At 57.0% G+C, this 24,210-nt stretch carries 21 protein-coding genes; 7 read left to right on the forward strand and 14 right to left on the reverse strand.

Annotation, left to right across the window (positions count from 1 at the left end):
* Nucleotides 1-27 precede the first annotated feature (27 nt).
* The 12 genes from ACEQ15_RS10475 to dksA all read right to left on the reverse strand — a co-directional run bounded on the left by ACEQ15_RS10475 (nucleotide 28) and on the right by dksA (nucleotide 14,228).
* A complete protein-coding gene (locus ACEQ15_RS10475) occupies nucleotides 28-762 on the reverse strand; it encodes an AzlC family ABC transporter permease (protein WP_370279132.1) in 735 nt (244 codons plus the stop codon).
* A gap of 45 nt (nucleotides 763-807) precedes the next feature.
* Complete coding sequence (locus ACEQ15_RS10480; protein ID WP_370279133.1) at nucleotides 808-1,659, reverse strand: AraC family transcriptional regulator; 852 nt, start codon at nucleotides 1,657-1,659, stop codon at nucleotides 808-810.
* Between the two features lie 214 nt (nucleotides 1,660-1,873).
* Complete coding sequence (locus tag ACEQ15_RS10485) at nucleotides 1,874-3,055, reverse strand: acetyl-CoA C-acetyltransferase (protein ID WP_370279134.1); 1,182 nt, start codon at nucleotides 3,053-3,055, stop codon at nucleotides 1,874-1,876.
* A 417-nt stretch (nucleotides 3,056-3,472) separates the two neighbouring features.
* Nucleotides 3,473-4,321 (reverse strand): pantoate--beta-alanine ligase, encoded by an 849-nt coding sequence (gene panC / locus ACEQ15_RS10490; protein WP_370279135.1) that lies wholly within the window; start codon nucleotides 4,319-4,321, stop codon nucleotides 3,473-3,475.
* A gap of 1 nt (nucleotide 4,322) precedes the next feature.
* Entirely contained in the window at nucleotides 4,323-5,117 is a 795-nt protein-coding gene (gene panB / locus ACEQ15_RS10495) for a 3-methyl-2-oxobutanoate hydroxymethyltransferase (RefSeq protein ID WP_370279136.1), read from the reverse strand.
* 42 nt (nucleotides 5,118-5,159) lie between these two features.
* The gene (folK, locus tag ACEQ15_RS10500; protein WP_370279138.1) at nucleotides 5,160-5,645 is read right to left on the reverse strand and encodes a 2-amino-4-hydroxy-6-hydroxymethyldihydropteridine diphosphokinase; all 486 of its coding nucleotides are present in this window, start codon (nucleotides 5,643-5,645) and stop codon (nucleotides 5,160-5,162) included.
* On the reverse strand, nucleotides 5,638-7,044 hold the full coding sequence (gene pcnB / locus ACEQ15_RS10505; RefSeq protein WP_370279139.1) for a polynucleotide adenylyltransferase PcnB: 1,407 nt from the start codon (nucleotides 7,042-7,044) through the stop codon (nucleotides 5,638-5,640). Before pcnB ends, folK begins: the two co-directional genes overlap by 8 nt.
* Nucleotides 7,045-8,334: 1,290 nt before the next feature.
* Nucleotides 8,335-9,720 (reverse strand): sigma-54-dependent transcriptional regulator, encoded by a 1,386-nt coding sequence (locus ACEQ15_RS10510; RefSeq protein ID WP_370279140.1) that lies wholly within the window; start codon nucleotides 9,718-9,720, stop codon nucleotides 8,335-8,337.
* An 11-nt stretch (nucleotides 9,721-9,731) separates the two neighbouring features.
* Nucleotides 9,732-12,680 carry an ATP-binding protein gene (locus ACEQ15_RS10515; protein ID WP_370279141.1) on the reverse strand — a complete coding sequence of 983 codons (2,949 nt, stop codon included), beginning with the start codon at nucleotides 12,678-12,680 and terminating at the stop codon, nucleotides 9,732-9,734.
* Nucleotides 12,673-12,846: a hypothetical protein gene (locus ACEQ15_RS10520; protein WP_282354732.1), complete on the reverse strand. Its 174-nt coding sequence runs from the start codon at nucleotides 12,844-12,846 to the stop codon at nucleotides 12,673-12,675. Before ACEQ15_RS10520 ends, ACEQ15_RS10515 begins: the two co-directional genes overlap by 8 nt.
* 10 nt (nucleotides 12,847-12,856) lie before the next feature.
* The gene (gluQRS, locus tag ACEQ15_RS10525; RefSeq protein ID WP_370279142.1) at nucleotides 12,857-13,738 is read right to left on the reverse strand and encodes a tRNA glutamyl-Q(34) synthetase GluQRS; all 882 of its coding nucleotides are present in this window, start codon (nucleotides 13,736-13,738) and stop codon (nucleotides 12,857-12,859) included.
* Nucleotides 13,739-13,796: 58 nt separating this feature from the next.
* Nucleotides 13,797-14,228 (reverse strand): RNA polymerase-binding protein DksA, encoded by a 432-nt coding sequence (gene dksA, locus ACEQ15_RS10530; RefSeq protein WP_370279143.1) that lies wholly within the window; start codon nucleotides 14,226-14,228, stop codon nucleotides 13,797-13,799.
* A gap of 375 nt (nucleotides 14,229-14,603) precedes the next feature.
* Between dksA and ACEQ15_RS10535 the strand changes: the two genes are divergently transcribed.
* Nucleotides 14,604-15,770, forward strand: coding sequence for a pyridoxal phosphate-dependent aminotransferase (locus ACEQ15_RS10535; RefSeq protein ID WP_370279144.1), 1,167 nt, complete (start codon nucleotides 14,604-14,606; stop codon nucleotides 15,768-15,770).
* Complete coding sequence (gene sfsA / locus ACEQ15_RS10540) at nucleotides 15,767-16,468, forward strand: DNA/RNA nuclease SfsA (protein WP_370279146.1); 702 nt, start codon at nucleotides 15,767-15,769, stop codon at nucleotides 16,466-16,468. Before ACEQ15_RS10535 ends, sfsA begins: the two co-directional genes overlap by 4 nt.
* 13 nt (nucleotides 16,469-16,481) lie before the next feature.
* Here sfsA and ACEQ15_RS10545 read toward each other — a convergent pair whose 3' ends face one another.
* Nucleotides 16,482-16,835, reverse strand: a complete 354-nt coding sequence (locus tag ACEQ15_RS10545; RefSeq protein ID WP_370279147.1) for a Rieske (2Fe-2S) protein — start codon at nucleotides 16,833-16,835, stop codon at nucleotides 16,482-16,484.
* A gap of 159 nt (nucleotides 16,836-16,994) precedes the next feature.
* Between ACEQ15_RS10545 and ACEQ15_RS10550 the strand changes: the two genes are divergently transcribed.
* Genes ACEQ15_RS10550 through ACEQ15_RS10560 form a run of 3 tightly spaced genes read left to right on the forward strand, consistent with a single transcriptional unit; the run spans nucleotide 16,995 to nucleotide 19,670 of the window.
* Nucleotides 16,995-17,894, forward strand: a complete 900-nt coding sequence (locus ACEQ15_RS10550) for a TonB family protein (protein WP_370279148.1) — start codon at nucleotides 16,995-16,997, stop codon at nucleotides 17,892-17,894.
* On the forward strand, nucleotides 17,891-18,892 hold the full coding sequence (locus ACEQ15_RS10555) for a FecCD family ABC transporter permease (protein WP_370279149.1): 1,002 nt from the start codon (nucleotides 17,891-17,893) through the stop codon (nucleotides 18,890-18,892). The genes ACEQ15_RS10550 and ACEQ15_RS10555 overlap by 4 nt, the downstream gene beginning before the upstream one ends.
* Nucleotide 18,893: 1 nt before the next feature.
* Entirely contained in the window at nucleotides 18,894-19,670 is a 777-nt protein-coding gene (locus ACEQ15_RS10560) for an ATP-binding cassette domain-containing protein (RefSeq protein ID WP_370279150.1), read from the forward strand.
* Here the strand turns inward: ACEQ15_RS10560 and ACEQ15_RS10565 are convergent.
* Nucleotides 19,644-21,164, reverse strand: a complete 1,521-nt coding sequence (locus ACEQ15_RS10565; RefSeq protein ID WP_370279151.1) for an AAA family ATPase — start codon at nucleotides 21,162-21,164, stop codon at nucleotides 19,644-19,646. The two genes, ACEQ15_RS10560 and ACEQ15_RS10565, sit on opposite strands and share 27 nt — an antisense overlap.
* Before the next feature lie 46 nt (nucleotides 21,165-21,210).
* On the opposite strand from ACEQ15_RS10565, the gene mrcB reads away from it, so the two are divergent.
* Both mrcB and ACEQ15_RS10575 read left to right on the forward strand, forming a co-directional pair.
* Nucleotides 21,211-23,550 carry a penicillin-binding protein 1B gene (gene mrcB / locus ACEQ15_RS10570; protein ID WP_370279152.1) on the forward strand — a complete coding sequence of 780 codons (2,340 nt, stop codon included), beginning with the start codon at nucleotides 21,211-21,213 and terminating at the stop codon, nucleotides 23,548-23,550.
* 54 nt (nucleotides 23,551-23,604) lie between these two features.
* Nucleotides 23,605-24,207 carry a tetratricopeptide repeat protein gene (locus tag ACEQ15_RS10575; RefSeq protein ID WP_370279153.1) on the forward strand — a complete coding sequence of 201 codons (603 nt, stop codon included), beginning with the start codon at nucleotides 23,605-23,607 and terminating at the stop codon, nucleotides 24,205-24,207.
* Nucleotides 24,208-24,210 lie beyond the last annotated feature (3 nt).

Here is a 24,210-nt window from a genome sequence, read left to right on the forward strand (position 1 = left end):
CGGTCATCAGGATGATGGTCAGCCAGATCATGCTTCACCCTCCTGCGACTCCAGTGGTTCGCCCAGCAGATAGGCACTCGCTGTACCCGCAGCCATGCCCAGCAGGGAGGCGATCAGCAGACCGGTTTCCACCTGATACAGCTCGCAAGCTACCGAGGTGAGCAGGGCGGTGAACACCGCGCACAGGGTAGAGACCTTGCGTACACCCGGTACCACCAGGGCGATAAAGGTCGCAGCCACCGCAAACTCCAGGCCCAGTGATTCCATATTCGGGATCTGCTGTCCGGCGATGATGCCAGCGGCGGTTGCCAGGTTCCAGCCCATGTATAGGCTCAGGCCAATGCCTAAGGCGTGCCAGCGGTTAAACTGCTCCGGTGGCTTGGTGCCGGTCAGCGCAAACAACTCATCGGTGAGCAGGAAACCCAGTGCCAGACGCCAGCGCAATGGCAGTTGGCTCATATGGCTGCGCATGCTCATGCCGTAGAGGAAGTGACGTGAAGTGATCAGGAAGGTGGTGATCAGGATTGCACTGAGACCGGCATTAGTACCGATCATGCCCAGTACGACCAGCTGTACGGCACCAGCAAAGACAAACACCGACATCGCCTGGCCTTCAACACCGCTCAGTCCCGCTTCCAGGGCAAAGGAACCTGCGAGTAAACCCCAGGGAACAATCGCCAGTGTCAGCGGCAGGGCAGCACGCAAACCCACCATAAAGGCGCGTAAACGGTAATCCTGCTGTTCTAAAACCTGGCTGCTCACTGTGACTCCTCCGATTAATTCGAGGGTCTATGTTAGCCGTGTGAATTAAGGGATAGCTTGTACGCTTTTGCGGTTTACGCCGGTGGCGTATTGGCCCGGTGTGATGCCAAAGGTTTTCTTGAAATGGCGGTGCATGTGGCTCTGGTCGTGGAAACCCGCTTCCAGGGCTACATCGCTCAAGCGCATACCCTGACGGATCAGCTTTTTCACCACACGCAGACGTGCCTGGATCTGGTAGGCGTGGGGCGGCAGGCCAAAGCGGTCCTGGAACTGGCGCAGCAGGTAGAACGGACTCAGGCCACAAAGGTTGGCCATATCCTCCAGCGATACATCGCTGGTAGGCTGGTCGTCCAGGAAGCTCTTCACGAGGTCCAGCTGTGGATAAGCACGGGCCTGTTCTTTCAGTTCTGCGCGTACCTTGCTGTGGCGCAACATCAGCTGCACCATGCTGGTGTACAACAGACTTTCACGCAGCAGGCGGTTCTCAGAGGTCATCAGGGTATGCAATGTCATACGGATCACTTCCGATAACTGCTTATCCTGTACCACGGGAGAGGGGAAGTAAGGGGCGCCGTTGACCTTCAGCTCCAGCTCATCACGGATCTGGGCGAACTGGTCCGGCAGCGGGTAGAGCGCCTTGTACGCCCAGCCACCCTCGGCGGCGGAGCTGCCGTTATGTACGTCATCGGCGTTCACCAGAATGATGCTTTCTTTCGGCGCAATATGGTCGCCACCGGAGCGGTAGAAGCGCTGCGCACCGGATTCCACCACACCGATGGTGTAACCCTCGTGGGTGTGGTTGGCAAAATTCTGATGCTGGTAACGGGCGTCAAGCGTCTCTATGCCACCCAGTTCGGTCACATAGCGATACTCTGCATGTTCTGTTGATTTAGCCATCAAAGACTCCCGGTTACCTGCACTGTGCCAGGGTGTGGCACAGGTTTACTTCAGCCCGTTATTTTACCCGAAGGTGCCCCCGGATTTTTGTACGAAATTGCGCATCGGCAGGGTTGGATCTGTGGGAAATGGTCTGCATTGCACAAAATTGTTCTTTGTACGCGCATAAAAAAAACCGCAGCCTAGGCTGCGGTTTTCTTTAAGAGGGCGGGGATTAGTCGCGCTCGATCGCCAGTGCAGTACCCATACCACCACCGATACACAGGGTAGCCAGACCTTTCTTAGCGTCGCGCTTTTCCATTTCGTGGATCAGGGATACCAGGATACGGCAACCGGATGCACCAATTGGGTGACCCAGTGCAATTGCACCACCGTTCACGTTTACGATGTCGGTGTTCCAGCCCAGGTCTTTGTTGACAGACATCGCCTGCGCTGCGAATGCTTCGTTCGCTTCAACCAGTTCCAGATCGTCGATGGACCATTCTGCTTTTTCCAGCGCTTTCTGGGTTGCAGTGATTGGGCCGGTACCCATGATGGTTGGGCATACGCCGGAAGACGCGTAAGACTTGATGCGTGCCAGCACAGGCAGGCCCAGCTCAGCGGCTTTCTCTGCGGAACATACGATCACTGCAGCGGCACCGTCGTTGATGGTGGATGCGTTACCGGCAGTTACAGAACCGTCTTTCTTGAATGCAGGGCGCAGTTTCGCCAGTGCTTCCGGGGTGCAACCGAAACGTGGCTGCTCGTCGGTGTCGAAGACAACCGGATCGCCTTTACGCTGTGGGATCACTACCGGGATGATCTCATCGGCAAAACGGCCGGAGGTTACCGCTGCTTCTGCTTTGTTCTGAGAGTTGGAGGCAAAAGTGTCCTGCTCTTCACGGGTGAATCCGTATTTCTCAACGATGTTCTCGGTGGTGATACCCATGTGGTAATCGTTGAATGCGTCCCACAGACCGTCTTTGATCATGGAGTCGACCATCTTCCAGTCGCCCATGCGCTGACCGTTACGGGAGTTTGGCACCACGTGTGGAGACTGGCTCATGTTTTCCTGGCCACCTGCGATGATGATGTCAGCGTCGCCGCAACGGATCGCCTGAGTCGCCATCTGTACCGCTTTCAGGCCGGAACCACATACTTTGTTGATAGTCAGTGCTGGTACTTCTTTAGGGATGCCCGCGTTGATCAGGGCCTGGCGTGCTGGGTTCTGACCGGCACCGGCAGTCAGTACCTGGCCAAGGATAACTTCATCTACCTGAGAAGGGTCCAGGTCGATCTTTTCAAGCAGGGATTTGAGTACAGTTGCACCCAGGTCGGATGCGGAAACTTTGGCCAGGGAGCCGTTGAACGCACCCATAGCGGTACGACCGGCAGCAACGATAACTACGTCACGCATAGCTTTGCCTCATTATAGAATCGAGAATGATTTAATGATGATAGGGCAGAGAAATGACCCTTGTGTTGCAAGGGCTGTGGCTTGAGCCGCATCTCCTTCCCACCGTTAGCTCTTACTTTTTATTATTTTTGAGTACAGTTTTTAGTTGCAGTGCAACATGCCTCGAAGCACAGTCTGTGCGAGCTGCCTATGTTTTGTCAAGCTGGTGCTTTCGCACTTGCGTAATAATTGCAGCTGTCTGTGATCCGGAAATCTGTACCGGCCCAAGGACTACATTCTCTTGGTGCTTTAAGAATCTAACAGGCTGAGGCGTCTGTGACCAGCATACAAAAGAAGTGGATTTAGACGTGTTACGCAGAAGAGATCAGAAGAAGGGAGGAAAACAGGCACGCGGTGCATGCCTGTTTATACGGGTGATCAGAGTTCGATAACCACGTTGTCGATCAGGCGTGCGCCGCCCAGAGGGGCTGCTGCCAGGATCACCAGCTGTTGTGTTTCCGCATTCGCCGGTGTCAGGGTGTGTGCATCACAGATGTTGAAGAAGTCGCGGCTGAAGCCTGCTGCTTCCAGCTTGGCATAGGCTTCATCTTCCAGCTGCTTGTAATCGCGACGGCCGCCGAGGATCTCTGCCTTGGCTTCCTGCAGGGTGCGTTGCAGTGTTGGCGCAACCTTCATCTGCTCTTCATTGAGGTAACCGTTACGGGAGCTCAGCGCCAGACCGTCTTCGTTACGGGCGATCGGAGAGCCCTGGACTTCAACCGGCAGGTAAAGGTGTTCCACCATGCGACGGATCACCATCAGCTGCTGGTAGTCTTTCTCACCGAAGACAGCTACATCCGGCTGTACGATACCGAACAGCTTGCACACGACGGTCGCTACGCCCTGGAAGTGACCCGGACGGCTGGCACCGCAGTGGATGTTGGAGATCAGTGGAACTTCAACCTGGGTCTGCTCTTCGCGACCGTTCGGGTACATAACCTCGTCGCTAGGTGCGAACAGGTAATCACATCCGGCGCTGATCAGTTTTTCCTGATCGGCCTGCAAGGTACGCGGGTAGTTATCCAGGTCTTCGTTGATGCCAAACTGCAGCGGGTTAACGAAGATGCTGGCTACGACGATGTCACAGCAGCTTACCGCCTGGCGCACCAGGGCCAGGTGGCCTTCGTGCAGGTTGCCCATGGTCGGTACGAAACCGATGCGTTTACCCTTTGCGCGCTCTTCGCTCAGAGTCGCGCGCAGTTCTTCAATGCTAAAAAATGTCTGCATATTATTCGAACCCGTGTTCCGGTCCCGGGAAGGTACCTGCACGTACGGCGTCGCCGTAGGCTTTCAGTGCGTCCTGAACCGTGTCCGCCTCCGCCATAAAGTTCTTCACGAACTTCGGGCGACGACCGGGTGTCAGGCCCAGCATGTCGTGCAGTACCAGTACCTGAGCGTCGGTGTCGGCGCCTGCGCCAATACCGATTACAGGAATATCCACTGCTTCGGTTACCTCACGTGCCAGCAGGGACGGTACACACTCCAGCAGCAGCATAGAAGCGCCGGACTGTTCCAGCAGTACCGCATCTTCAATCATCTGACGCGCGCTTTCGCGATCACGGCCCTGAACTTTAAAGCCCCCCAGCTTGTTCACGGCCTGTGGTGTCAGACCCAGATGGGCACACACAGGGATACCACGTTCAGCCAACATGGATACGGTTTCGGACAGCCATGCTGTACCTTCGATTTTGACAATGTGCGCACCAGCTGCCATCAGCGTTGCGGCACTGTCCATTGCCTGTTCAGGGGTGGCATAGCTCATGAACGGCAGGTCCGCCATGATCATGCTGCCCTGGTTGCCGCGTGCCACACAGGATGTGTGATACGCCATCTCTTCCACGCTAACAGGCAGAGTGCTGTCATTGCCCTGAAGGACCATTCCCAGCGAGTCGCCAACGAGGATCATCTCGTTGCCCGCTTCACTCACCAGATGGGCGAAACAGGAATCGTATGCAGTCAGTACCGCAAACTTCTCTCCCGCCTGTTTACGGGCTGTGAGGGTGTGCAGGGTAATGTTGCTCATAAGAAACTCTTATCCAGTTGTCTCGTTCGGCCGAAATTATACCTACAAGCGTTCTAGGCTGCCCATAGGGTATGCGACTAAAAGCTGGCTCAGACTTTGGCCGTCTGGCAGCTCCAACTCTGGCGCGATTTCGGCTAGCGGCCAGAGTACAAATGTACGTTCGCACATAAATGCGTGTGGGACGGTCAAACGTTCGGTGTTGATGGTCTGATCGCCGTATAACAGTAAGTCCAGATCCAGGGTACGTGGCCCCCAGTGACGCTCGCGCACACGGCGGTGTTGCTGCTCCAGACGTTGCAGTTCGTCGAGCAGGGCGTGTGCTTGGAGGGTGGTGTCCAGCGCCACCACGGCGTTGATAAAGTCGGGTTGATCCTGTGGGCCAACCGGATCGGAACGGTAGATACTGGAGCGGGCAACCAGCTTACAGTGGGCCAGTCCGGCCAGCTCCTCAAACGCATCCTCCACCTGCTGGCGGGGATTTTCCAGGTTACTGCCCAGACCGATATAACAGCGCATTGTCTTATTCATCGCGGGTCGCATTGTTCGGTTTCTTACGGCGACGGCGGCGTGGTTTCTGACCTTTGCCAGACTCGCGGCTCATCTGCTCACGTTTTTCCGGATGCGCGGACTGGTATTCGGTCCACCAACGGCTCAAACCGCCCAGGTCTTCACCACTGTTCTCACGCAACAGCAGGAGATCGTAGGCCGCACGGAAGCGTGGCTGTTCGATCAGGCGCTCGGCGCGTTTGCCGTCGCGGCGTGGCAGGCGGATCTGCATCTCCCAGATCTCGCGGATCGGGGTGGAGAAACGGCGTGGAATCGCGGTGGATTTAACCTGTTTGGCAAGAACCTGGTTCGCCGCTTCATGCAGGGCAGGCAGCGGTGGCATACGGTTCTCTTTCATTAGCTTCTGCATCAGCTCTTGCACCGGATACCAGAGCAGGGCGGCAAACAGGAAAGCCGGGGTTACGCTCTTGCGCTGGGCCAGACGGCGGTCGGTATTGCGCAGTGCGTTCAGCAGCAGGGTTTCAACCAGCTCGCCGCGTTCACCCTGCAGTGCCTGCTGGGTCTGTGGGAACAGCGGTTCGAACAGGTCGTAGTGCTGCAGGTGTTTGTAAGCACCTTCGGCATAACCGGATTGCAGCAGCTTCAGGGATTCGTCGAACAGGCGCGCCGGGGCGATATCTTTCAGCAGTGGCGCCAGGTCATGGATCGGTGCGGCGGTGTTGGCTTCGATCTCGAAGTCCAGCTTGCCGGCAAAACGGGCCGCGCGCAGCATACGTACCGGGTCTTCACGGTAGCGGGCAACCGGATCACCGATCATGCGCAGCACGCCATCTTTCAGGTCCTGATAGCCGTTGGCGAAGTCGTAGATGCTGTGGTCTTTAACGCAGTAGTACAGCGCATTGACGGTGAAATCGCGGCGATCCGCATCTTCTTCAATGGTGCCGTAGACATTGTCGCGGGTGATCATGCCGGATTCGTTCTGGCGGCCATGTTCACCGTTGCTGTTTTCCGGGTGGGAATCGTGGCTGGCGCGGAAGGTGGCGACCTCGATAATTTCACGGCCGAAACGCACGTGCAGCAATTTGAAACGGCGACCGATCAGGCGGGAGCGACGGAACAACTCGTGGGCCTCTTCGGGGCTGGCGCTGGTGGCCACGTCGAAATCTTTGGGTTTTTCGCCCTGCAACAGGTCGCGGATGCAGCCACCCACCAGGTAACCGTCGTAGCCGCCATCAATCAGGCGATAAACCACTTTCATGGCGTTATCGTCGAGGTATTTACGCGGGATCTGGTGCTCTGATTCGGGAATGATCTGACGGCCTGGTTCCGCCGGAGCGAGAACCGGAACCGGTTGTTCATTCTGGTCAGCACTTGTTTTGCTGAACAAAGAGCCGATGCGTTTAAGCAGACTTCTAGCCATGGAACACCAAAATTCACCCTAAAAACTAAAGTGGCGCATCATACCATTTACGCGACCGCAGTATAAGGTTATGGAGGTCCATGAAGGCGCGTATACAGCTACAGATAGATGTAATTCCTGCTGTAAGCGTGAAGAACAGATAGTGTTACAAGAAGTAAGAGGGAGGGATGGTTGCTGATCGCATCTCAGACAAAACGTTTAGCCTTAGCTTGTTGTTTTTGTTTCTAAGAGTGCTTTTTTCGGGACCGTCGAGCTGTTCTACGATCAGCGTTAAGCCTCATTGTTATTTTTATTCGAGGCGATGGTACCTATCCACTTGCTACCTGTTTTTATTTTTATTGCTGGTGCAGGTTTCTAAGTAAGCATTGTTGTTGTTTTGTGTCTTAGTAATAGCAGTGTGTGTGCCAGTTTTTTTAAGTTGTTGTTTTTGTTATTAAAATAAAATTTGTGTAGCGGATGTGAGCCACTGGGTAACAAGATTTGTTACCCAGTTTCCCGTTACGGGTAACACTTGATGGGTAGTGAGGTAACACTTTTTGTGGGGGTAACAGAGGGTAGCAACGGTAACAGATACGTAGGTGTGACAGACGGACGTGAGATCGGTTGTCGGTTGGTCATCGGACCTATCGTTCGGCTGCTTGAAAAGATGTAATTTGCGGTTCGGGTAGGACGAACGGATTGTGAGTTTTTTTGCAATGCGGAACAAAAAACGGAGACGCATTTGGAGTGACTGCGAATCTGAGTTAAGAAAGTTTGTCAGGAAATTTTTGAGAGAAAGTGAAGAACAAGAAAGAGGGAGGTGATTGCTGATCGCATCTCAGATAAAACGTTTAGCCTTAGCTTGTTGTTTTTGTTTCTAAGAGTGCTTTTTTCGGGACCGTTGGACTGCTCTACGATCAGCGTAAGCCTCATTGTTATTTTTATTCGAGGCGGTGTGCTTATCTACTTGCTACCTGTTTTTATTTTTATTGCTGGTGCAGGTTTCTAAGCTTAAGCATTGTTGTTGTTTTTGCACTGTAGATATAGCACTTGGTGTGCCAGTTTTTTTAAGTATTTGTTTTTAAAGGGTATATGGAATTATTGTGTGTTTTCTTAGCCAGTGTGGGGTGGGATTTGTTACCCCTGTTCCCGTTACGGGTAACACTGTGTGGGTAGAGAGGTAACACTTTTTGTGGGGTGAGTGTTACCGCGGTGTTACCTTTTTGTTTCCGTGTTGTTACCGCAGCGCTTTTGCGGGGCACAAAAAACCCGGGATAACCCGGGCTTTATGATCTTGCTAATACCGTGTGCCTACTTCTTCGGCTTACGGGGGATGCCCAGCTTTTGGCGGCGCTCCCACAAGCACTTGCGGCTGACCCCCAGTTTTTTGGCCAGCTCGGTTTCGCTCATGGAATCCTGGTTCTCCAGTACAAAACGCTGGAAGTAGTCATCCAGACTCAGGCCAGCAGCACCGCTGTTGTCTTTGCTCCCCTGGCGGGATGATGGTGTCTGGCTGATGTAGTTCTGTTCCAGGGCCGCCAGGTCCGGACTGTCGATATCCAGGCCCAGCAGTTCGGTGGTGATCTCGCTGTCGTCGGTGAGGATTACCGCACGCTCGATTGCATTTTCCAGTTCGCGCACGTTGCCGGGCCACTGGTAACGCAGCATCGTCTTGAGGGCGTGGTGGCTGAAGCGCAGTTCACCTTCGCCCATACGCTTGGCGGTGCTGGCCAGCATCTGTTGGGCGATCTCGATGATATCTTCACCACGTTCCCGCAGAGGCGGAATACGCAGCTCCATCACATAAAGCCGGTAGTACAGGTCTTCACGGAAATCGCCGCTTTTAGCCAGGGATTTCAGGTTACGGTGGGTTGCGGCAATCAGGCGTACGTTCACCTTCTTGGATTGTACCGAACCCACACGGCGGATCTCGCCTTCCTGCAGGAAGCGCAGCAGGCGGGCCTGGGCTTCCAATGGCAACTCGCCGATCTCATCCAGGAACAGGGTGCCCCCGTCCGCCGCTTCGATCAGACCGTTACGCTGGCTGTTGGCGCCGGTAAACGCCCCTTTTTCGTGGCCAAACAGTTCGGACTCGATCAGGGTTTCCGGAATCGCTGCACAGTTTACGCAGATCATCGGTGCGCTGGCACGGTCGCTCTGCTCGTGAATGGCGCGGGCGGCTAATTCTTTACCGGTGCCGGATTCACCCTGCACCAGCACGGTGGCGTCGGTCTTGGCGACCTTGCTGATACGCTTGAACAGGTCCTGCATCGGTTTGCAGGAACCGATAATGCGGGTTTGCCCGTTATCCTGATCCTCGGACAGTTCTTGCACGGAGGCAGGTGTCTGACGGTGCGCCAGGATGTTGTGCACCGAATTCAGCATCTCTTCGTGATCAAATGGCTTGGCGATGTAATCCACCGCGCCCATCTTCATGGCGTCAACGGCGGAGCGCAGGCTGGCGTAGCTGGTCATGATCAGAACCGGAACAGGTCCTGCCAACTTGATCAGGTCGGTACCCGGAGCACCCGGCAGGCGCAGATCGGTGATGATCAGATTGAAATCGCTCAGGTTGAAGCGGCTGGTGGCTTCGTCCACAGATTCGGCGTCCTGGACGTCGTAATCGTGTTTTTCGAGCAGTCTGCGGAGTGCAGAACGGATAATAGATTCGTCTTCAACAATTAGAATATGGCTCATTCGGTCTACCTTTACACACCTTTACCATGGCCGGAAAACTCGTCTCCGCTATGGAACGGCAATGTGATTACCACGCGAGTGCCTTTATTCTGCTTGTTGTTGGCTGGGCTAATAATCTCAATACTACCATAATGTTCCTCTATTATGTTGTAGACCAAAGGTAAGCCAAGTCCAGTCCCCTTGCCTGGGTCCTTTGTAGTAAAGAAAGGCTCGAATAATCGATCCTGTAATTCCTGTGGGATGCCGGTGCCTTCATCGGTCACCGCAAGGGAAATAGTCTCCCCGTTGCTGTCGGCATCAATCCAGATGTGGTTGTAGTCTTCGGATGCATCGCAGGCGTTGTTGAGCAGGTTAACAAATACCTGGCTCAATTGCTGCGGGTCGCCCCAGACGTGCAGCTCTGGCGCAACGTTATTGAGATATTGCTGGTACTTACCGCGACTGTCGAGGGATACCAGATGGATCGCTTCGTCGAAACATTCCCGCAGGTTCACGGATTCGTGGGCCACTTGGTTGTCGCTCTGACCGCCGCTGGCGAAACGCATCAGGGATTGTACGATACGGCTGATGCGCTTGGTCTGATCGACGATCTGATCACCGGTCAGCAGGATCTCCTCGTTATCGGTTTCCAACTTCAGGTTCTGCGCAAGACACGCGATGCCGGTGACCGGGTTGCCGATCTCGTGGGCCACCCCGGCGGCAAAGCGGCCGATGGAGGAGAGGCGTTCGCTGTGTGCGAGACGGTTCTGCAGCATGCGGGTTTCGGTCTCGTCTTCCAGCAGCAAGACCATGCCGCTGGCGCTTTCTTCGCTCAAACGGGCTTTATGCAGGGCAAACCAGTGGGGTTGGCTGTTGAGCTGGATCGGCTCCGCTACCTCATGGGCCAGCGGCGACTGGGCAAAGTTAGCCAGTAGCGTGCCCCAAGGCGCAGGCAGGTGGTTGAGCGGGATACCGGCACAGTCTGCGGCCGGGATACCCGTCACCTGTTCCATCTCCGCGTTCCAGAACAGAATCTCACCGGTGTTATCCAGCGTACATACCCCCACCGGCAGTCGCTGCAGAATCAGTCGGTGATAACGGCGCAGATCGTCCAGCTCAGCCGCCAGACCGGTGAGCTGTTCCTGGTAGTTCTCCAGCTGGCTTTCCATCAGATGGACGTTGCGACCACTGGCCAAAGAGCTGATGCCCGCGGCCGGTGCGCTATGATCCAGCGGGCTCAGCAGGGTGGCGGCTTCCACCGGTCCCAACAGGCCGGTCAGGTTGTGTTCCAGTTGGGTACGCAGGCGCAGCAGATCGACCGGTCGCAAGATGCCCGGCTTGAGTGCCAGCTGGTCCAGGGCACTCTGGATCTCGCGGCGGGCGGCATCCTGGCCCAGACGGGGTGACAGCAGTTCCTGGAAGTCCTCCACCCGGGTTGCGGTCAGGCTGGTGGTGGAGTGACGCTGCAGTACGTTCAACAGGCAGGCGCTGGCGGCGTGTTCTTCGTCAGCGTTCTGCTCGGTAAACAATGAGATTAGTGTCAGAGTCAGGGCGTTCAGTACCAGTGCCAGTACGGCTGCCGTATCCGGATCGTACTCCTCCACGGTGAAGGTATCGGCGACCATCGGGTCGATCGGGCCCAACAGCGGGAATAGCATGGTGTAGAGCCACACCCCCATACCCACCAACAAACCACCGATCACACCCCAGCGGTTGGCGCGCTGCCAGAACAGAGTAACCAGCAGGGCCGGCAGGAACTGCAGGAAGGCCACCACGGCAATAATGCCGAGCTGGTGCAGGTCGTAGTAGTTACCGATCTTGTCGTAGAAGAAGTAACAGCCAAACAGCAGCAGAATGATCAGGCTGCGGCGTAACCACAGTACCCAGCTGTAGAAACGGTGGGTATCCGGGAACGGTACCATCGGCAGAATGATGTGGTTCTGCAGCATGGAGGCCATCGCCACCGTACCTACGATGGAGATACCACTGGCTGCAGAGAGGCCGCCGATAAAGGCCATCAGGGTGAGCCATTCGGAGTCCAGGTGCATACCGAGGTACAGCAACAGGAACTCCGGATCACCGCCGGCACCCAGACTCATGCCTGCCCAGAGGATTGGCGGCACTGCCAGGGCCATCAGGAACAGAAACAGCGGCATCCCCCAGGTTGCTTTATAGAGGGTCTCGTCCGAGCTGTTCTCGGTGAACATCATATGGAACATATGGGGCATCACCACCGTCGCACTGAAGAAGGCGATCAGCAGGGTGCGCCAAATTTCTGCATCGAACTGGGTATTGAGCAGTGCCATCTGATCGGGATTGGCGATCAACCAGCTTTCCAGGCCCACCGGGCCACCCAGAATCGAGAAGAAGGCGTAGAGTCCGATGGCCACGATAACCCCCAGCTTGATCAGGGAGCTGACTGCCATGGCCACAACAAGGCCGGGGTGTTTGTGACGCAGGGCTGCGTGACGTGCACCAAACAGGATCGAGAACAGTGCCAGCACCGAACAGAAACCAAAGGCGAACTGACTCACCGTAAACTGCTGGTTAAAGATGTAGAGGCTGTCGGCCACCGCCTGGATCTGGATCGAGATCATCGGCATGGTCGCCAGCACCGTCAGTATTGTGGTGATGGTGCCTACGGCACCGCTCCTGAAGCGGAAAGCGAACAGGTCGGCCAGCGAGCTGAGCTGATAGGTGCGGGTAATACGCAGGATCGGAATCAACAGGGCAGGGGCCAGTACAAATACGCCCACGGCGCCTAGATAAGACGCCAGATAGAGATAGCCGGATTCCGAGGCCAGGCCAAAGGCGCCGTGGAAGGTCCAGACGCTGGCGTAGATCCCGATCGACAATACATGGGTCAGCGGATGGCGCACCCAGCGGGTGGGCAACACGTCCCGCTCGGTCAGGTAGGCGGTGCCAAACAGAAACGCCAGGTAAGCAAACCCGATCAAAAACAGCTGGGACAGATCAAGCATGGTGGCGACGTCTCTGTTCAATAATGATGGCGGCGATCACCACGCCCAGCCAGACCAGGAAAGGGCGGAACCAGGGACCATCCAGCTGTTGCCACCAGTTGATAATCAACGGTGCAAGCAGGTAGGCCGCGGGGAGCAGCAACAGTAGCAGGCGATGAAAATACATGGGTAGTCCCTTACTGAGGGCGGATCTGTTTCAGGAGTGGTGGAACCTGCTCCATCTTCCAGTTTGTCACCGCCCAATTCAACAGCTCAGTGACACTGGCATCGATTAATGCCGGGTCGGGCGACTGGTTGAGGAAGGTCAGTGCCTCGAAAAGCTGCGGCACCGGATGTTCCAGATCTAGGGCGGTGGCGAAGGTCTGCTTACTCAATTTCTGCCCTTCGGGATTGGCGGCCACCGGAATGTGGGCGTAGCGCGGAGCGCTGTAACCCAGCAAGTCCTGCAGGTGGATCTGTTTTGGTGTTTCCGGCAACAGGTCGCTGCCGCGCACCACATGGGTAATGCCTTGCAGGTGGTCGTCGACCACCACCGCCAGTTGGTAGGCAAACAGACCATCCTTGCGCAGCACTACAAAGTCACCGGATGTGTGCGCCAAGTCGAAGGTTTGTGGTCCCTGAATCAGGTCCAGGAAACGGGTTGGTTCCGCCGGGCACTGTACCCGCACAGCGGCATCGGCTTCTTCCTCCGGCACCTCCAGCTTACAGAAACCATCATAGATAATGCCGCCACTGCGCTCCTGCACCTGTTTGCGTGAGCAGCTGCAACGGTAGGCATCCCCCAGCTCCAACAAACGTTCCAGTGCATCGCGATAGTATTCGTGGCGCTCGCTCTGCAGACACAGTTCGCCATCCCAAGTCAGGCCAAAGGCTTCCAGTGTGACCGGAAAACTGTTGCTGGCGCCTGGGTGTTCACGGGGCGGATCAAGGTCTTCGATGCGGAGTAACCAGCGGCCATCGTTGGCGCGTGCATCAAGATAACTGGCCAGTGCTGCCAGCAGGGAACCAAAGTGCAGCAGGCCGGTAGGTGACGGGGCGAAACGTCCGACGTATTCCACGGCGTATCAGAAGGGACAGGTCTGACCGGCGTTACCGGTCAGACGTAAGCAGGCGATATTAACCGCCAACCTGTTTTTCTTTGATCTCTGCAAGGGTTTTGCAGTCGATACAAAGGGTTGCAGTTGGGCGCGCTTCGAGACGACGGATACCGATCTCGATACCACATGCGTCGCAGTAGCCGTAATCGTCGGCTTCGATGCGCTCGGCTGCTTCTTCGATCTTTCTGATCAGCTTGCGTTCGCGGTCACGGGTGCGCAGCTCCAGGCTGAACTCCTCTTCCTGACTGGCGCGGTCGCTTGGATCAGCGAAGTTGGACTGTTCTTCCTGCAGATGGTGGATGGTGCTGTCCACCTCTTCCATCAGCTGACGTTTCCACTCCGCAAGAATTGCGCGGAAGTGGTCTTTCTGTGCATCGCACATGTACTCTTCATCCCGGTCCAGCGGATACGGGTCGATGTGCGAGAAACGAGTTTCAGTGCTGTTTGGCATAACTCTGCCCCACCTATTCCAATCGCCGTCTCCGGGCGATATCAGCTTAACTGATCATAGGCCGCAACAGCGCGGCTTATACCTGAAAGGCAGCAGACGTTATCAGAACTTTTCATATTAAACCAGCCCCTTTGGTACAAAGTTTGGTAGCCGGTATAGGTCGTCTGCGCCGCTTTTCCCAAACGATTGGTGTTAAATCCTGAACTGCTGTTCAGAAGTACCATACAACTGTTAGGTCTAGTCCACAGAACGAAGCTTGTAAACCTGCAGTGTTGATCTGGGTTGTTTGAAATCAGTCTCTATCTTGTTGATCCGGGTGAATTCATTCATTCCTTTGTATAATGGGGCGGTTTTTTACCTGATGAAGAGCGGACAATGAACAAGCAATGGACACAGCGGGCGGCAGATATCGATTCCTTTAAGGTAATGGATCTGCTGAAGCGGGCAAAAGAGCTGGATGCGGAAGGTCATGACGTGGTGCATATGGTGGCAGGGGAACCGGATTTTGCCACGGCTGCACCGGTCGCAGCTGCGGCCAAAGATGCGATTGATCGCGGTCTGACCCAGTACACGCCAGCCGCCGGTATTCCTGAACTGCGTGCACGTATTGCCCAGTGGTACCAGACCCGCTATGGCCTCGATATTTCACCGGAACGGATCATCGTTACACCGGGGGCTTCCGGGGCGTTGCTGATGGTGTTCTCCCTGCTGGCCGAACCGGGCCAGACCTTCATGATGAGTGATCCGGGGTATCCGTGTAACCCGCGTTTCCTGCGTTTGGTGGAAGCACGTGGCCAGCTGGTGCCGTGCAGTGTGGAAGATCACTTCCAGCTCACGCCGGAAACCATCCGCGAGCACTGGAAGCCGGAAACCGCCGGTGTGCTGCTGGCATCACCGGCCAACCCGACCGGTTCGGTGGTACACAAGGACGAACTGCGCAACATTGCGGAAACCGTGAAGGCGATGGGTGGCAATCTGGTGGTGGATGAGCTCTACCACGGCCTGACCTACGGTTTTGATGCCAACTCCGTGCTGGAAGTGGAACCGGATGCCTTTGTCCTGAACAGTTTCTCCAAGTACTTCGGCATGACCGGCTGGCGCCTGGGCTGGATGGTAGCGCCGGAAGAGGCGGTACCTGAGCTGGAAAAACTGGCCCAGAACCTGTTTATCTCGCCGCCGACCGTGTCCCAGTACGCTGCGCTGGCAGCCTTTGAGCCGGAAAGCCTGGCGATCTTTGAACAGCGGCGTCAGGCCTTTCAGGAGCGCCGCGACCTGCTGGTGAGCGGACTGCGCGATCTGGGCTTTGATATCCCGTTCACGCCGGAAGGTGCCTTTTACGTCTATGCCGGTGCGTCCCACCTGACCGACAACACCTACGACTTCTGCTGGTCCCTGCTGGAAGAGGACAAGGTTGCGACTACACCGGGTGTGGACTTCGGCAGTTACCGTTCCAACGAGTTTATTCGCTTCTCCTACACCACCGGTCTGGACCGGATTGAGGAAGCGCTGAACCGCCTGCACAAACGGATTCAAAATACATGAAGCTGGACAACATGATCGAAGGCCGCCTGATCAAGCGCTATAAGCGCTTCTTGGCGGACGTAGAGCTGGCCGACGGCACCCAGGTGACCGCGCACTGCCCGAATACCGGTTCCATGAAACACTGTGCCGAGCCCGGCAGCCGAGTCTGGTTGCAGGATTCCGGCAACCCGAAGCGCAAATACCCTCTGGGCTGGGAGCTGGTGGAAGTAGATCAGCAGTACCTCTGTTGTATCAACACCGGCCGTGCCAACCACCTGATCCGCGAAGGGATCGAGAGTGGGGTGATCAGCGAGCTGCAGGGGTACGACAGCATCCGTGCGGAAGTGAAGTACGGTGAGAACAGCCGTATCGACCTGTTACTGGAGGGGGAAGGCAAACCGCTGACCTATGTGGAGATCAAGAACCTGACCCTGCTGGAAGATGAAGGCTGGGGCAGTTTCCCCGATGCAGTCACCACCCGCGGAGCCAAGCATCTGCAGGAACTGATGGCGATGGTTGAACAGGGGCACCGGGCGGTACTGCTGTTCTGCGTACCGCATGAGGGGATCGAAAAAGCCCGTCCGGCGGACCAGATCGACCCGAAATACGGACAGTTACTGCGTGAAGCGGCGGCCGCAGGTGTGGAAGTGCTTGCTTACGGTGCAAGCCTCTCACCCACTGACGTGCGCATCAGCCATCCGGTACCGGTCGCGCTTTAGCAGTGACCCGAACTCAGGCCTGCCCGGTGGCGATCACTTCAGGTTGCTTGGGCAGGTCGACCACCACGTCACCGTTGCGAATCTCAAACGGTACTGAGTCCAGGCGGTCTTCCACGCAAGGGCCCGACACACAGACACCATCGTCGATTCGGAACAGGGCGCCATGGGTGGCGCACTGGATATACTGCTTTTCGTAATCGAGAAACTGGTCGGGCATCCATTCCAGCGGGATGCTGCGATGGGGGCAGCTGTTTTGGTAGAGGAACAGTTCGTTGCGGTGGTTGATCAGCACCAGCTTGATACCATTGACCTCAAAGCCCTTGGCCTGCCCCGGCTCCAGTTGATCGATTTGGCAAAGTACGGTCATTGTTATCCTCTTCATACCCGTGCAGCAGGGGCTAACCATACTGCAGCTTTCCCGCAACGTGAAACGAATTAATAGCAAACTGAACGCATATCAACCGCAACGCGCTCTTCACGCTTATAATACCAGCACTTTTAATTCCGCTACCTGAGATGCACCGCGTTGCGCCCGAACGGTTTGTCCCAATCCTCCCTGATACTGCTGCTGACGCTGGGTTTGTCGATCCTGGCCCATGCCGCCGTGTTGTTGTGGGGCAACAGTGACGCAGATACCACCAAGCTGCCGGGGCAGCGTTTGCAGGTACAGGTCTCGGTGGCCTCGAAACCGGCGGCAACACCAGACGCTGAGAGTCAGCGAGAATTGACCGAGCCGGTTGAGAAAACCACGCCGCCTAGCCCCGAGGCTGCCAAATCCGTTGATAAGGCACCTGAGAAGCCGCCCGTGCAGCACGCAGAGCAATCTGAAAAGCAGGTTGCTGTGTTGTCGGCGGAAGCTGCACCCGTCAGCCCAACTGCCGAAAAAGCTACGGTTCCTACACCTGCACCAGCCCCTGAACCTGATCTTCCCGCTGAAAAGCCTGAACCTGCCACGGTTGAGGAGTCTGGAGAACCTGAGCAGCCTGTTGCCAAGCTGGATAAGCCTGTGCCGCCTAAGCCAGAGCCCATAAAGCAGGACCTGCCCCCGCCGGTTGAACCGGTATCTTTGAATGCCGATAGCACACCCGCAGAGGAGCCAGCTCACGCGGATACCCTGACGGAAAGCAGTCAAACGCAGCAAGCGAGCTTCCAGGCGGCCCAAGTGCGTAAGCAATCGAAACCACATTATCCGCGACTGGCGCGGCGTCGTGGACAGGAGGGCACGGTCTGGTTGCGGGTGAAGGTAGACAGCTCCGGCAAGGCACTGGCGATAGAGATCGATCGCAGCTCCGGATTCGAAATTCTCGATAAGGCGGCGCTCAAGGCAGTGCGCTCGTGGCGCTTCCTGCCCGCAATGCAGGATGGCCAGGCACAGGCCTCCTATGTGAAGATACCGGTTAAATTTCAATTGGATAACGCCCGATGATGCCCTCCGGTTCGCTGCAACCCCGCACCTTGCTGATTATGCTGCTGCTTGCCAGTCCGCTGGTGCTTTGGCTGGCACTGCAGACCGGTGAGCTGTCGATGCAGTTAAAGGATATCTGGAGCGAAACCGGCATCGCCCATCAGGTGTTTCTGGAGTTACGCCTGCCCAGGCTCTGCCTGACGTTGCTGGCCGGTGCGTTGTTGGGTGTGACTGGGGCGGCGATTCAGGCGATGTTCCGCAACCCGCTGGCGGATCCCAGCCTGATCGGTGTGTCTGCCGGTGCCGGACTGGCTGCGGTAGCTACCCTCGTACTGGGCGGTTCGCTGGTGATGCAGTTTGGTGCGGTGGCGTTGCCGCTGAGTGCCTTTGCCGGCGGTGTGTTGGCCACGGCATTGGTATTCCGTATCGGCCGTGGGCTGGATGGCGTATCGGTCACCACCATGTTGCTGGTGGGGATCGCGGTCAATGCCATTGCCGCATCCGGTATCAGCGCCCTGAAGTATTTCTCGGATGCCTTTACCCTGCGGCAGGTGGTGTTCTGGCTGATGGGTGGTTTGCAGCATCAGGGCTGGCAGGCGGTCTGGACGCTGGCGCTGGTGGCAGTGCCGGTGCTGATCGGTCTGTTCAGTCAGGGGCGTATCCTGAATCTCCTGCTGTTGGGGGAGCGTCAGGCGCAGTTGCTGGGCGTGTCCATTGAGCGCTGTCACCGGCTCCTGATTCTGCTCAGTGCGCTGGGCGTGGGTGCGGTTGTGGCGGTGGGCGGCATGATCGGTTTTGTGGGTCTGGTGGTGCCCCATCTGGTGCGCCTGCTGATCGGGCCGGACAACCGCTATCTGCTGCCGCTGGCGGCATTGTTAGGAGCCTTATTCCTGACCCTGGCGGATGTGGTGGCACGGGTGCTGATTGCTCCGGCCGAGATGCCGCTGGGGGTTGTTACCGCACTGGTGGGTGGGCCGTTTTTTCTTACGATGATTATCTACCGTCGGCGGGGTGTGTGACATGCTGGATGTACAGATTGAGCGTTACACACGCAGTGGCCGGACTTTGCTTGAAGGGATCAATCTGCAGTTAGGCGGTGGTGGTTTCAGCGTTATTCTTGGGCCCAACGGTGCCGGGAAATCCACGTTGTTGAAGTTGATCGCCGGGCAGGCAGTGCCGGATGCGGGCAGGGTGGCGCTGGTGGATCATCCAATCACCGAGATCGATCTGAGTGAACGGGCGCGCCAGATGGCGATGCTGACCCAGGAGCACCCACTCAACTTCCCCTTCCCTGTGTTAGATGTGGTGCGTATGGGCTGCCATCCTTTGGGGCTGAGCGATGAGGATGCTACAGCTCGGGCGCAGGAGCTACTGGGTGTGATGGAGCTTCCTGAGTTTGCGGCGCGTAACTACCTGACCCTGTCCGGTGGTGAAAAGCAGCGGGTGCAGCTGGCGCGGGTGCTGGCGCAGCTAGGTGATGAATCACAGCTACTGTTGCTGGATGAGCCGCTGACGGGGATGGATCTGCGCCATCAACACCTGACCCTGGACTACCTGCGTCAGCTGGCACATGACGGTTTGCGGATTATTGCCGTGCTGCACGATCCGCTCTTGGCGGCGCAGTATGCGGATCAGTTGATCCTGTTGAAAGGCGGGCGCTTGCAGGCGGAAGGTGGTCTGGAGACGGTCTGGAACAATCAAACCCTGAGCGCGCTGTACGATCTGCCGCTGCAGGTCTCCCTCAGCAACGGTAAACCGCGGCTGGAAACCTCAGTCGATAATCTCTTCGGTACGTAAGCGGTCGACCACGTAGTTGATGCTGTCGTCATCGTCCGTATCCACCACGATGGTGTAATCCAGTTCGTCCTCGTTGAGCCTCTGTTCGTGCTGTAACTGCTGGCGCATCACGCGAATATCGGCATCGGATGCATCGATGCCTTCGTTTACGCGGCGCTTGAGGCGTGCTTCGATCAGCTTCTGTTCACACTGACAAGATACAATACGCATCGGTACGCGCAGCTGCTGGCTGAGTTCGAAGTAGCTCTGGCGGGTGCGGTAGCGGATATGGGTGGCGTCTACGATCACCGAATACCCGGCGCGTAGCAGGGAGCGGGTGATGTCCTGCAGGTGGTTGAGGGTACGGGCGTTCATCTCGGCACCATACAACTCTAGCCGTTCACCTTTCAGGGACAGCTCACGGTAGAGGCGTTTGCGCTCTACATCCGAGCGGATGCGGATGGCACCGATCTCGTCCAGCAATTGCTGGCTGAAGTGACTTTTGCCGGTGCCGGAAACGCCATGCATCAGGTACAGCACCGGATGGGGCGTGCGGGCATAGTGGCCGGTCAGGCCCAGGTAGCGGCGTAGGCTGCCGAGATCCTTATGTTCACCGATCACCGAGACCTTGGCGCGCACCATCGCACGGTAGGATTTGTAAAAATTCAGCAACTGCACACCGTCATAATCACCGCAGAGTTCCAGGTAGCGGTTCAGACAACGGTTGGCCCAGCGGAACTGATCATTGGCTTCGAGGTCCATGAGCAGAAACGCCAGATCGCAGATGGTATCGATCCAGCGGAACTGCAGATTGAACTCGATGCAGTCAAACAGGCGCAGTTCATCGTGGTACAGGGTGATGTTGGCCAGGTGCAGGTCGCCGTGGCACTCACGCACGTGGCCCTGGGCCTTGCGGTGCTTGATCACATCGGTCAGTTCGCGGAAGCTTTGTGCCGTGTGGTTAGATAAGTGCTGGAGTTCGCCCCAGTCACTGAGATCTTCCAGCGTATCGCCGATATGCAGGAAGTTGTCTGAGACCACCTCCCAGATGGTTTCCGCTTCACCCCAGGGGCTGTCGGGCGCTACACGTGGGATGCGGTCGTGGAAGTCGGCGATCTGCTCGGCCAGAGTGTCGATCCAGCTGGCTTCAAAGCGTTTGGCCTGCAACAGCAGATCAAGGCGCTGCTCGGGGTTGAACTGGCGCATGCGTACCGCATATTCAAAAGGTTCGCCTTCGCCGTCGATCGCCGGCTGCGCGGGCGTACCGCAGATCGGCACCACCGACTCGTAGATGTCCGGTGCCAGGCGCTGGTTCAGGCGCAACTCCTCTTCGCAGAAGAGTTTGCGTTTTTCCAGCGTCGTGAAATCCAGAAACCCAAAATCGACCGGCTTTTTCACCTTGTAGGCATAGTCGCCCGTCAGAAACAGCCAGGAGATATGCGTTTCAATCACCTGAATCTCTGAGACTGGATGCGGGTAGGCTTCGGCCTGACGTAATGTATCGATTAGGGTCATTTGGGTGTCTGTATCACCTTGTTTAGGAAGGCATTATACTTAGCCGATGACAAAAAAGAGAGTATCTAATTCCCGTCGCCGTCGAGGCAAGCCAACCCGCAAGCGTTCCTTCTTCTCCCGCTTTGGTGGCACCCTCCTGAAACTGATGCTGGTGCTGACCGTGATCGGTGGCATTGGGCTTATCTATCTGGATGCCCAGGTGCGCGATAAGTTCGAGGGTAAACGCTGGGCGTTACCCGCGAAGGTGTATGCCCGTCCGCTGGAACTCTATGTAGGCCAGCAGCTGAGCATTCAGGACCTGAAAACCGAGCTGCGCGGGCTGGGCTACCGCTCTGTGTCGCGCGCCAGTGCACCGGGTACCATGGAGATCGCCAGTACCCGTATCCGGGTGGCGACCCGTGGATTTGTGTTCCCCGATGGGGATGAGCCGCAGCGGCGCATGCTGATCAGCTTTAACGGTAAGCAGATCAGCTCGATCAAAGGCGGGGACGGTAAACCGCTGCCGCTGGCCCGTCTGGAGCCGATTCTGATCGGGGGGATTTATACCAAGGAGAACGAAGACCGGGATCTGATCCGCCTGGATCAGGCACCGGAAACCCTGAGGCAGGCGTTGATCGCGGTGGAAGACCGTGATTTCTACAACCATGCGGGTGTTTCCCTGCGTGGTATCGCCCGCGCCATGTGGGTTAACCTGCGCAGCGGTCGATTTGCCCAGGGCGGCAGTACCCTGACCCAGCAGCTGGTGAAAAACTTCTATCTGACCTCCGAGCGAACGCTGGCGCGTAAGCTGCTGGAACTGCCGATGGCCGTATTGCTGGAGCTGCACTACGACAAGGATGAGATTCTTGAGGCTTACCTGAACGAGGTGTACCTGGGACAGTCCGGTGCGCGCGCCGTGCATGGTTTTGGCCTCGCCAGCCAGTACTACTTTGCCCGCCCGATCTCCGAGCTTCAGCTTCACCAGGTCGCCTTGCTGGTGGGCATGGTGAAGGGGCCGTCCTTCTACGATCCCCGTCGTAACCCGGAGCGGGCAACCAAACGCCGCAACCTGGTATTGCAGTTGATGGCCGATGGGGGTGATATCACCCAGGCAGAGATGATCAGCGCGCAGAAAGAACCACTGGGTGTGGTGAAGCAGAAGAGCCTGCACAAAGGCGCATACCCGGCGTACCTTGACCTGGTGAAACGTCAGTTGCGTGAAGAGTACCCGGAAGAGGCGTTGAATTCGGAAGGCCTGCGGGTATTCACCAGCCTGAACCCGATTGTGCAGGAGCGTGCGGAACAGGCGCTGATAAAAACGGTCAACCGCTTGCAGAAACGCTTTGGCAAACAGGTGGAAGATCTGCAGGGTGGCATGGTGGTGACCGACCCACAAACTGCCGAAGTGCTGGCTGTGGTGGGTGGACGTAACACCCGCTATCAGGGCTTTAACCGCGCTTTGGATGCGCGCCGACCGATCGGCTCGCTGGTGAAACCGGCTGTTTACCTGGCAGCACTGGAGCAGGGTTATACATTGTCATCCCTGCTGGATGATGCGCCGATTCGGGTGGAGATGGCGGATGGACAGATCTGGGAGCCGCGTAACTTCGATAAGCAGAGCCACGGCCAGGTACCGCTGCACCGGGCGCTGTCCAACTCCTACAACCTAAGTACTGCCCAGCTGGGTATGAGTATTGGGTTGGATAATGTGGGTGAGATGTTGAAACGTCTGGGGATGGAGCGTGATCCAAAACTCTATCCGTCGCTGCTGCTGGGAGCAGAATCGATGACCCCGTTTGAGGTGGCCGGGATCTACCAGACCTTGGCGTCCAATGGCTTTCGTATGCCGATGCGGGCGATCCGCCTGGTGACCACGGCGGAGAATGAGGAGTTGTCCCGTTACCCGCTGGAGGTGGAGCAGGAGGTGTCGTCTGCGCAGGTGCATCTGATCCAGTACGCGCTGCAGGAAGTGGTACGTGAGGGCACGGCCAAATATGTGTACAGTCAGCTGCCTGCGTCACTGAATGTGGCGGGCAAGACCGGCACCAGTAACGACCAGCGCGACAGCTGGTTTGCGGGCTTTGCCGGTAACCGCTTGGCGGTGGTGTGGATGGGACTGGACGATAATGCCAAATTGCCATTCACCGGCTCGGGTGGTGCACTGCGTGCCTGGACTGACTTTGTCAAACGGGAACAGCCGGAGCCGTTTCTGGCGGCTTACCCCGAAGGGGTGGAGTACCACTGGATCGACGAGGAGACCGGCTACCTGTCCGATGAGCTCTGTGCCGGTTCGCGTCAGGTGCCGTTTATTGCAGGTACCGAACCGCAACGGGAAGTGGATTGTGGTCAGAAAGACCCGATCAAGCGATCCCTGCGTTGGTTCCAGCAGTGGTTCCGCCAGGAATAACAAAAACAGGTTAGCTACGCTGACCATAGCAATTGAATTTTTAGGGTGAAGAAAATGCGTAAACTGGGATTACTCGCAACAGCACTGGTCCTGACCGGGTGTGTCGGTGGAACCCAGAACGTGGCACCGGTTGTCGACCGCAGTCAGGCGGCAGGTTCGTCGGTGGTGAAGCCAAAAGCGGCTGCCGCAGGCACGGTGATTACGGCACCTGTAGATACCGGAGTAACCGTATCGGCGGTTGAGGATCAGCCAATCCAGCAAGTCGCACCGGCCAGTGCCGGGCAAAGCAGTGGCGGGACATGGGTGACTGCACAGGCGGCAAGCCGCGATCACCAGGTGAATCCGGCGGTGGTCGCGTTGCTGGACAATGCCCGTCAACAGACCCGCTCTGGTTCGTATAGTGCCGCGGCCAGCACACTGGAACGCGCGCAGCGTATCGCACCACGTGAACCGGAGGTGTATTACGAGATGGCACGGGTACGACTGAAATCCGGTGACTGGAGCCAGGCGGAGCATCTCGCTCTGAAAGGGGTGCAGTTGTCGGCCGGTTCTGATGCCATGCTGAACAAACTCTGGCTGCTGATCGCCGATATCCGTGAGGATGCCGGTGACCAGCCCGGTGCCCAGCGTGCCCGAATTAAGGCCCGCCGTTACTAAACC

The sequence above is a fragment of the Pontibacterium sp. genome (genome assembly GCF_964228735.1).
Taxonomy (GTDB): Bacteria; Pseudomonadota; Gammaproteobacteria; order Pseudomonadales; family Balneatricaceae; genus Pontibacterium.

Bases quoted from the DNA above. Each gene is read 5' to 3' on its own strand.
- ACEQ15_RS10480 (WP_370279133.1), bottom strand. From the start codon at position 1,659: ATGGCTAAATCAACAGAACATGCAGAGTATCGCTATGTGACCGAACTG.
- ACEQ15_RS10485 (WP_370279134.1), bottom strand. From the start codon at position 3,055: ATGCGTGACGTAGTTATCGTTGCTGCCGGTCGTACCGCTATGGGTGCG.
- panC (WP_370279135.1), bottom strand. From the start codon at position 4,321: ATGCAGACATTTTTTAGCATTGAAGAACTGCGCGCGACTCTGAGCGAA.
- panB (WP_370279136.1), bottom strand. From the start codon at position 5,117: ATGAGCAACATTACCCTGCACACCCTCACAGCCCGTAAACAGGCGGGA.
- folK (WP_370279138.1), bottom strand. From the start codon at position 5,645: ATGAATAAGACAATGCGCTGTTATATCGGTCTGGGCAGTAACCTGGAA.
- pcnB (WP_370279139.1), bottom strand. From the start codon at position 7,044: ATGGCTAGAAGTCTGCTTAAACGCATCGGCTCTTTGTTCAGCAAAACA.
- ACEQ15_RS10510 (WP_370279140.1), bottom strand. From the start codon at position 9,720: ATGAGCCATATTCTAATTGTTGAAGACGAATCTATTATCCGTTCTGCA.
- ACEQ15_RS10515 (WP_370279141.1), bottom strand. From the start codon at position 12,680: ATGCTTGATCTGTCCCAGCTGTTTTTGATCGGGTTTGCTTACCTGGCG.
- ACEQ15_RS10520 (WP_282354732.1), bottom strand. From the start codon at position 12,846: ATGTATTTTCATCGCCTGCTACTGTTGCTGCTCCCCGCGGCCTACCTG.
- dksA (WP_370279143.1), bottom strand. From the start codon at position 14,228: ATGCCAAACAGCACTGAAACTCGTTTCTCGCACATCGACCCGTATCCG.
- ACEQ15_RS10535 (WP_370279144.1), top strand. From the start codon at position 14,604: ATGAACAAGCAATGGACACAGCGGGCGGCAGATATCGATTCCTTTAAG.
- sfsA (WP_370279146.1), top strand. From the start codon at position 15,767: ATGAAGCTGGACAACATGATCGAAGGCCGCCTGATCAAGCGCTATAAG.
- ACEQ15_RS10545 (WP_370279147.1), bottom strand. From the start codon at position 16,835: ATGACCGTACTTTGCCAAATCGATCAACTGGAGCCGGGGCAGGCCAAG.
- ACEQ15_RS10555 (WP_370279149.1), top strand. From the start codon at position 17,891: ATGATGCCCTCCGGTTCGCTGCAACCCCGCACCTTGCTGATTATGCTG.
- ACEQ15_RS10560 (WP_370279150.1), top strand. From the start codon at position 18,894: ATGCTGGATGTACAGATTGAGCGTTACACACGCAGTGGCCGGACTTTG.
- ACEQ15_RS10565 (WP_370279151.1), bottom strand. From the start codon at position 21,164: ATGACCCTAATCGATACATTACGTCAGGCCGAAGCCTACCCGCATCCA.
- mrcB (WP_370279152.1), top strand. From the start codon at position 21,211: ATGACAAAAAAGAGAGTATCTAATTCCCGTCGCCGTCGAGGCAAGCCA.
- ACEQ15_RS10575 (WP_370279153.1), top strand. From the start codon at position 23,605: ATGCGTAAACTGGGATTACTCGCAACAGCACTGGTCCTGACCGGGTGT.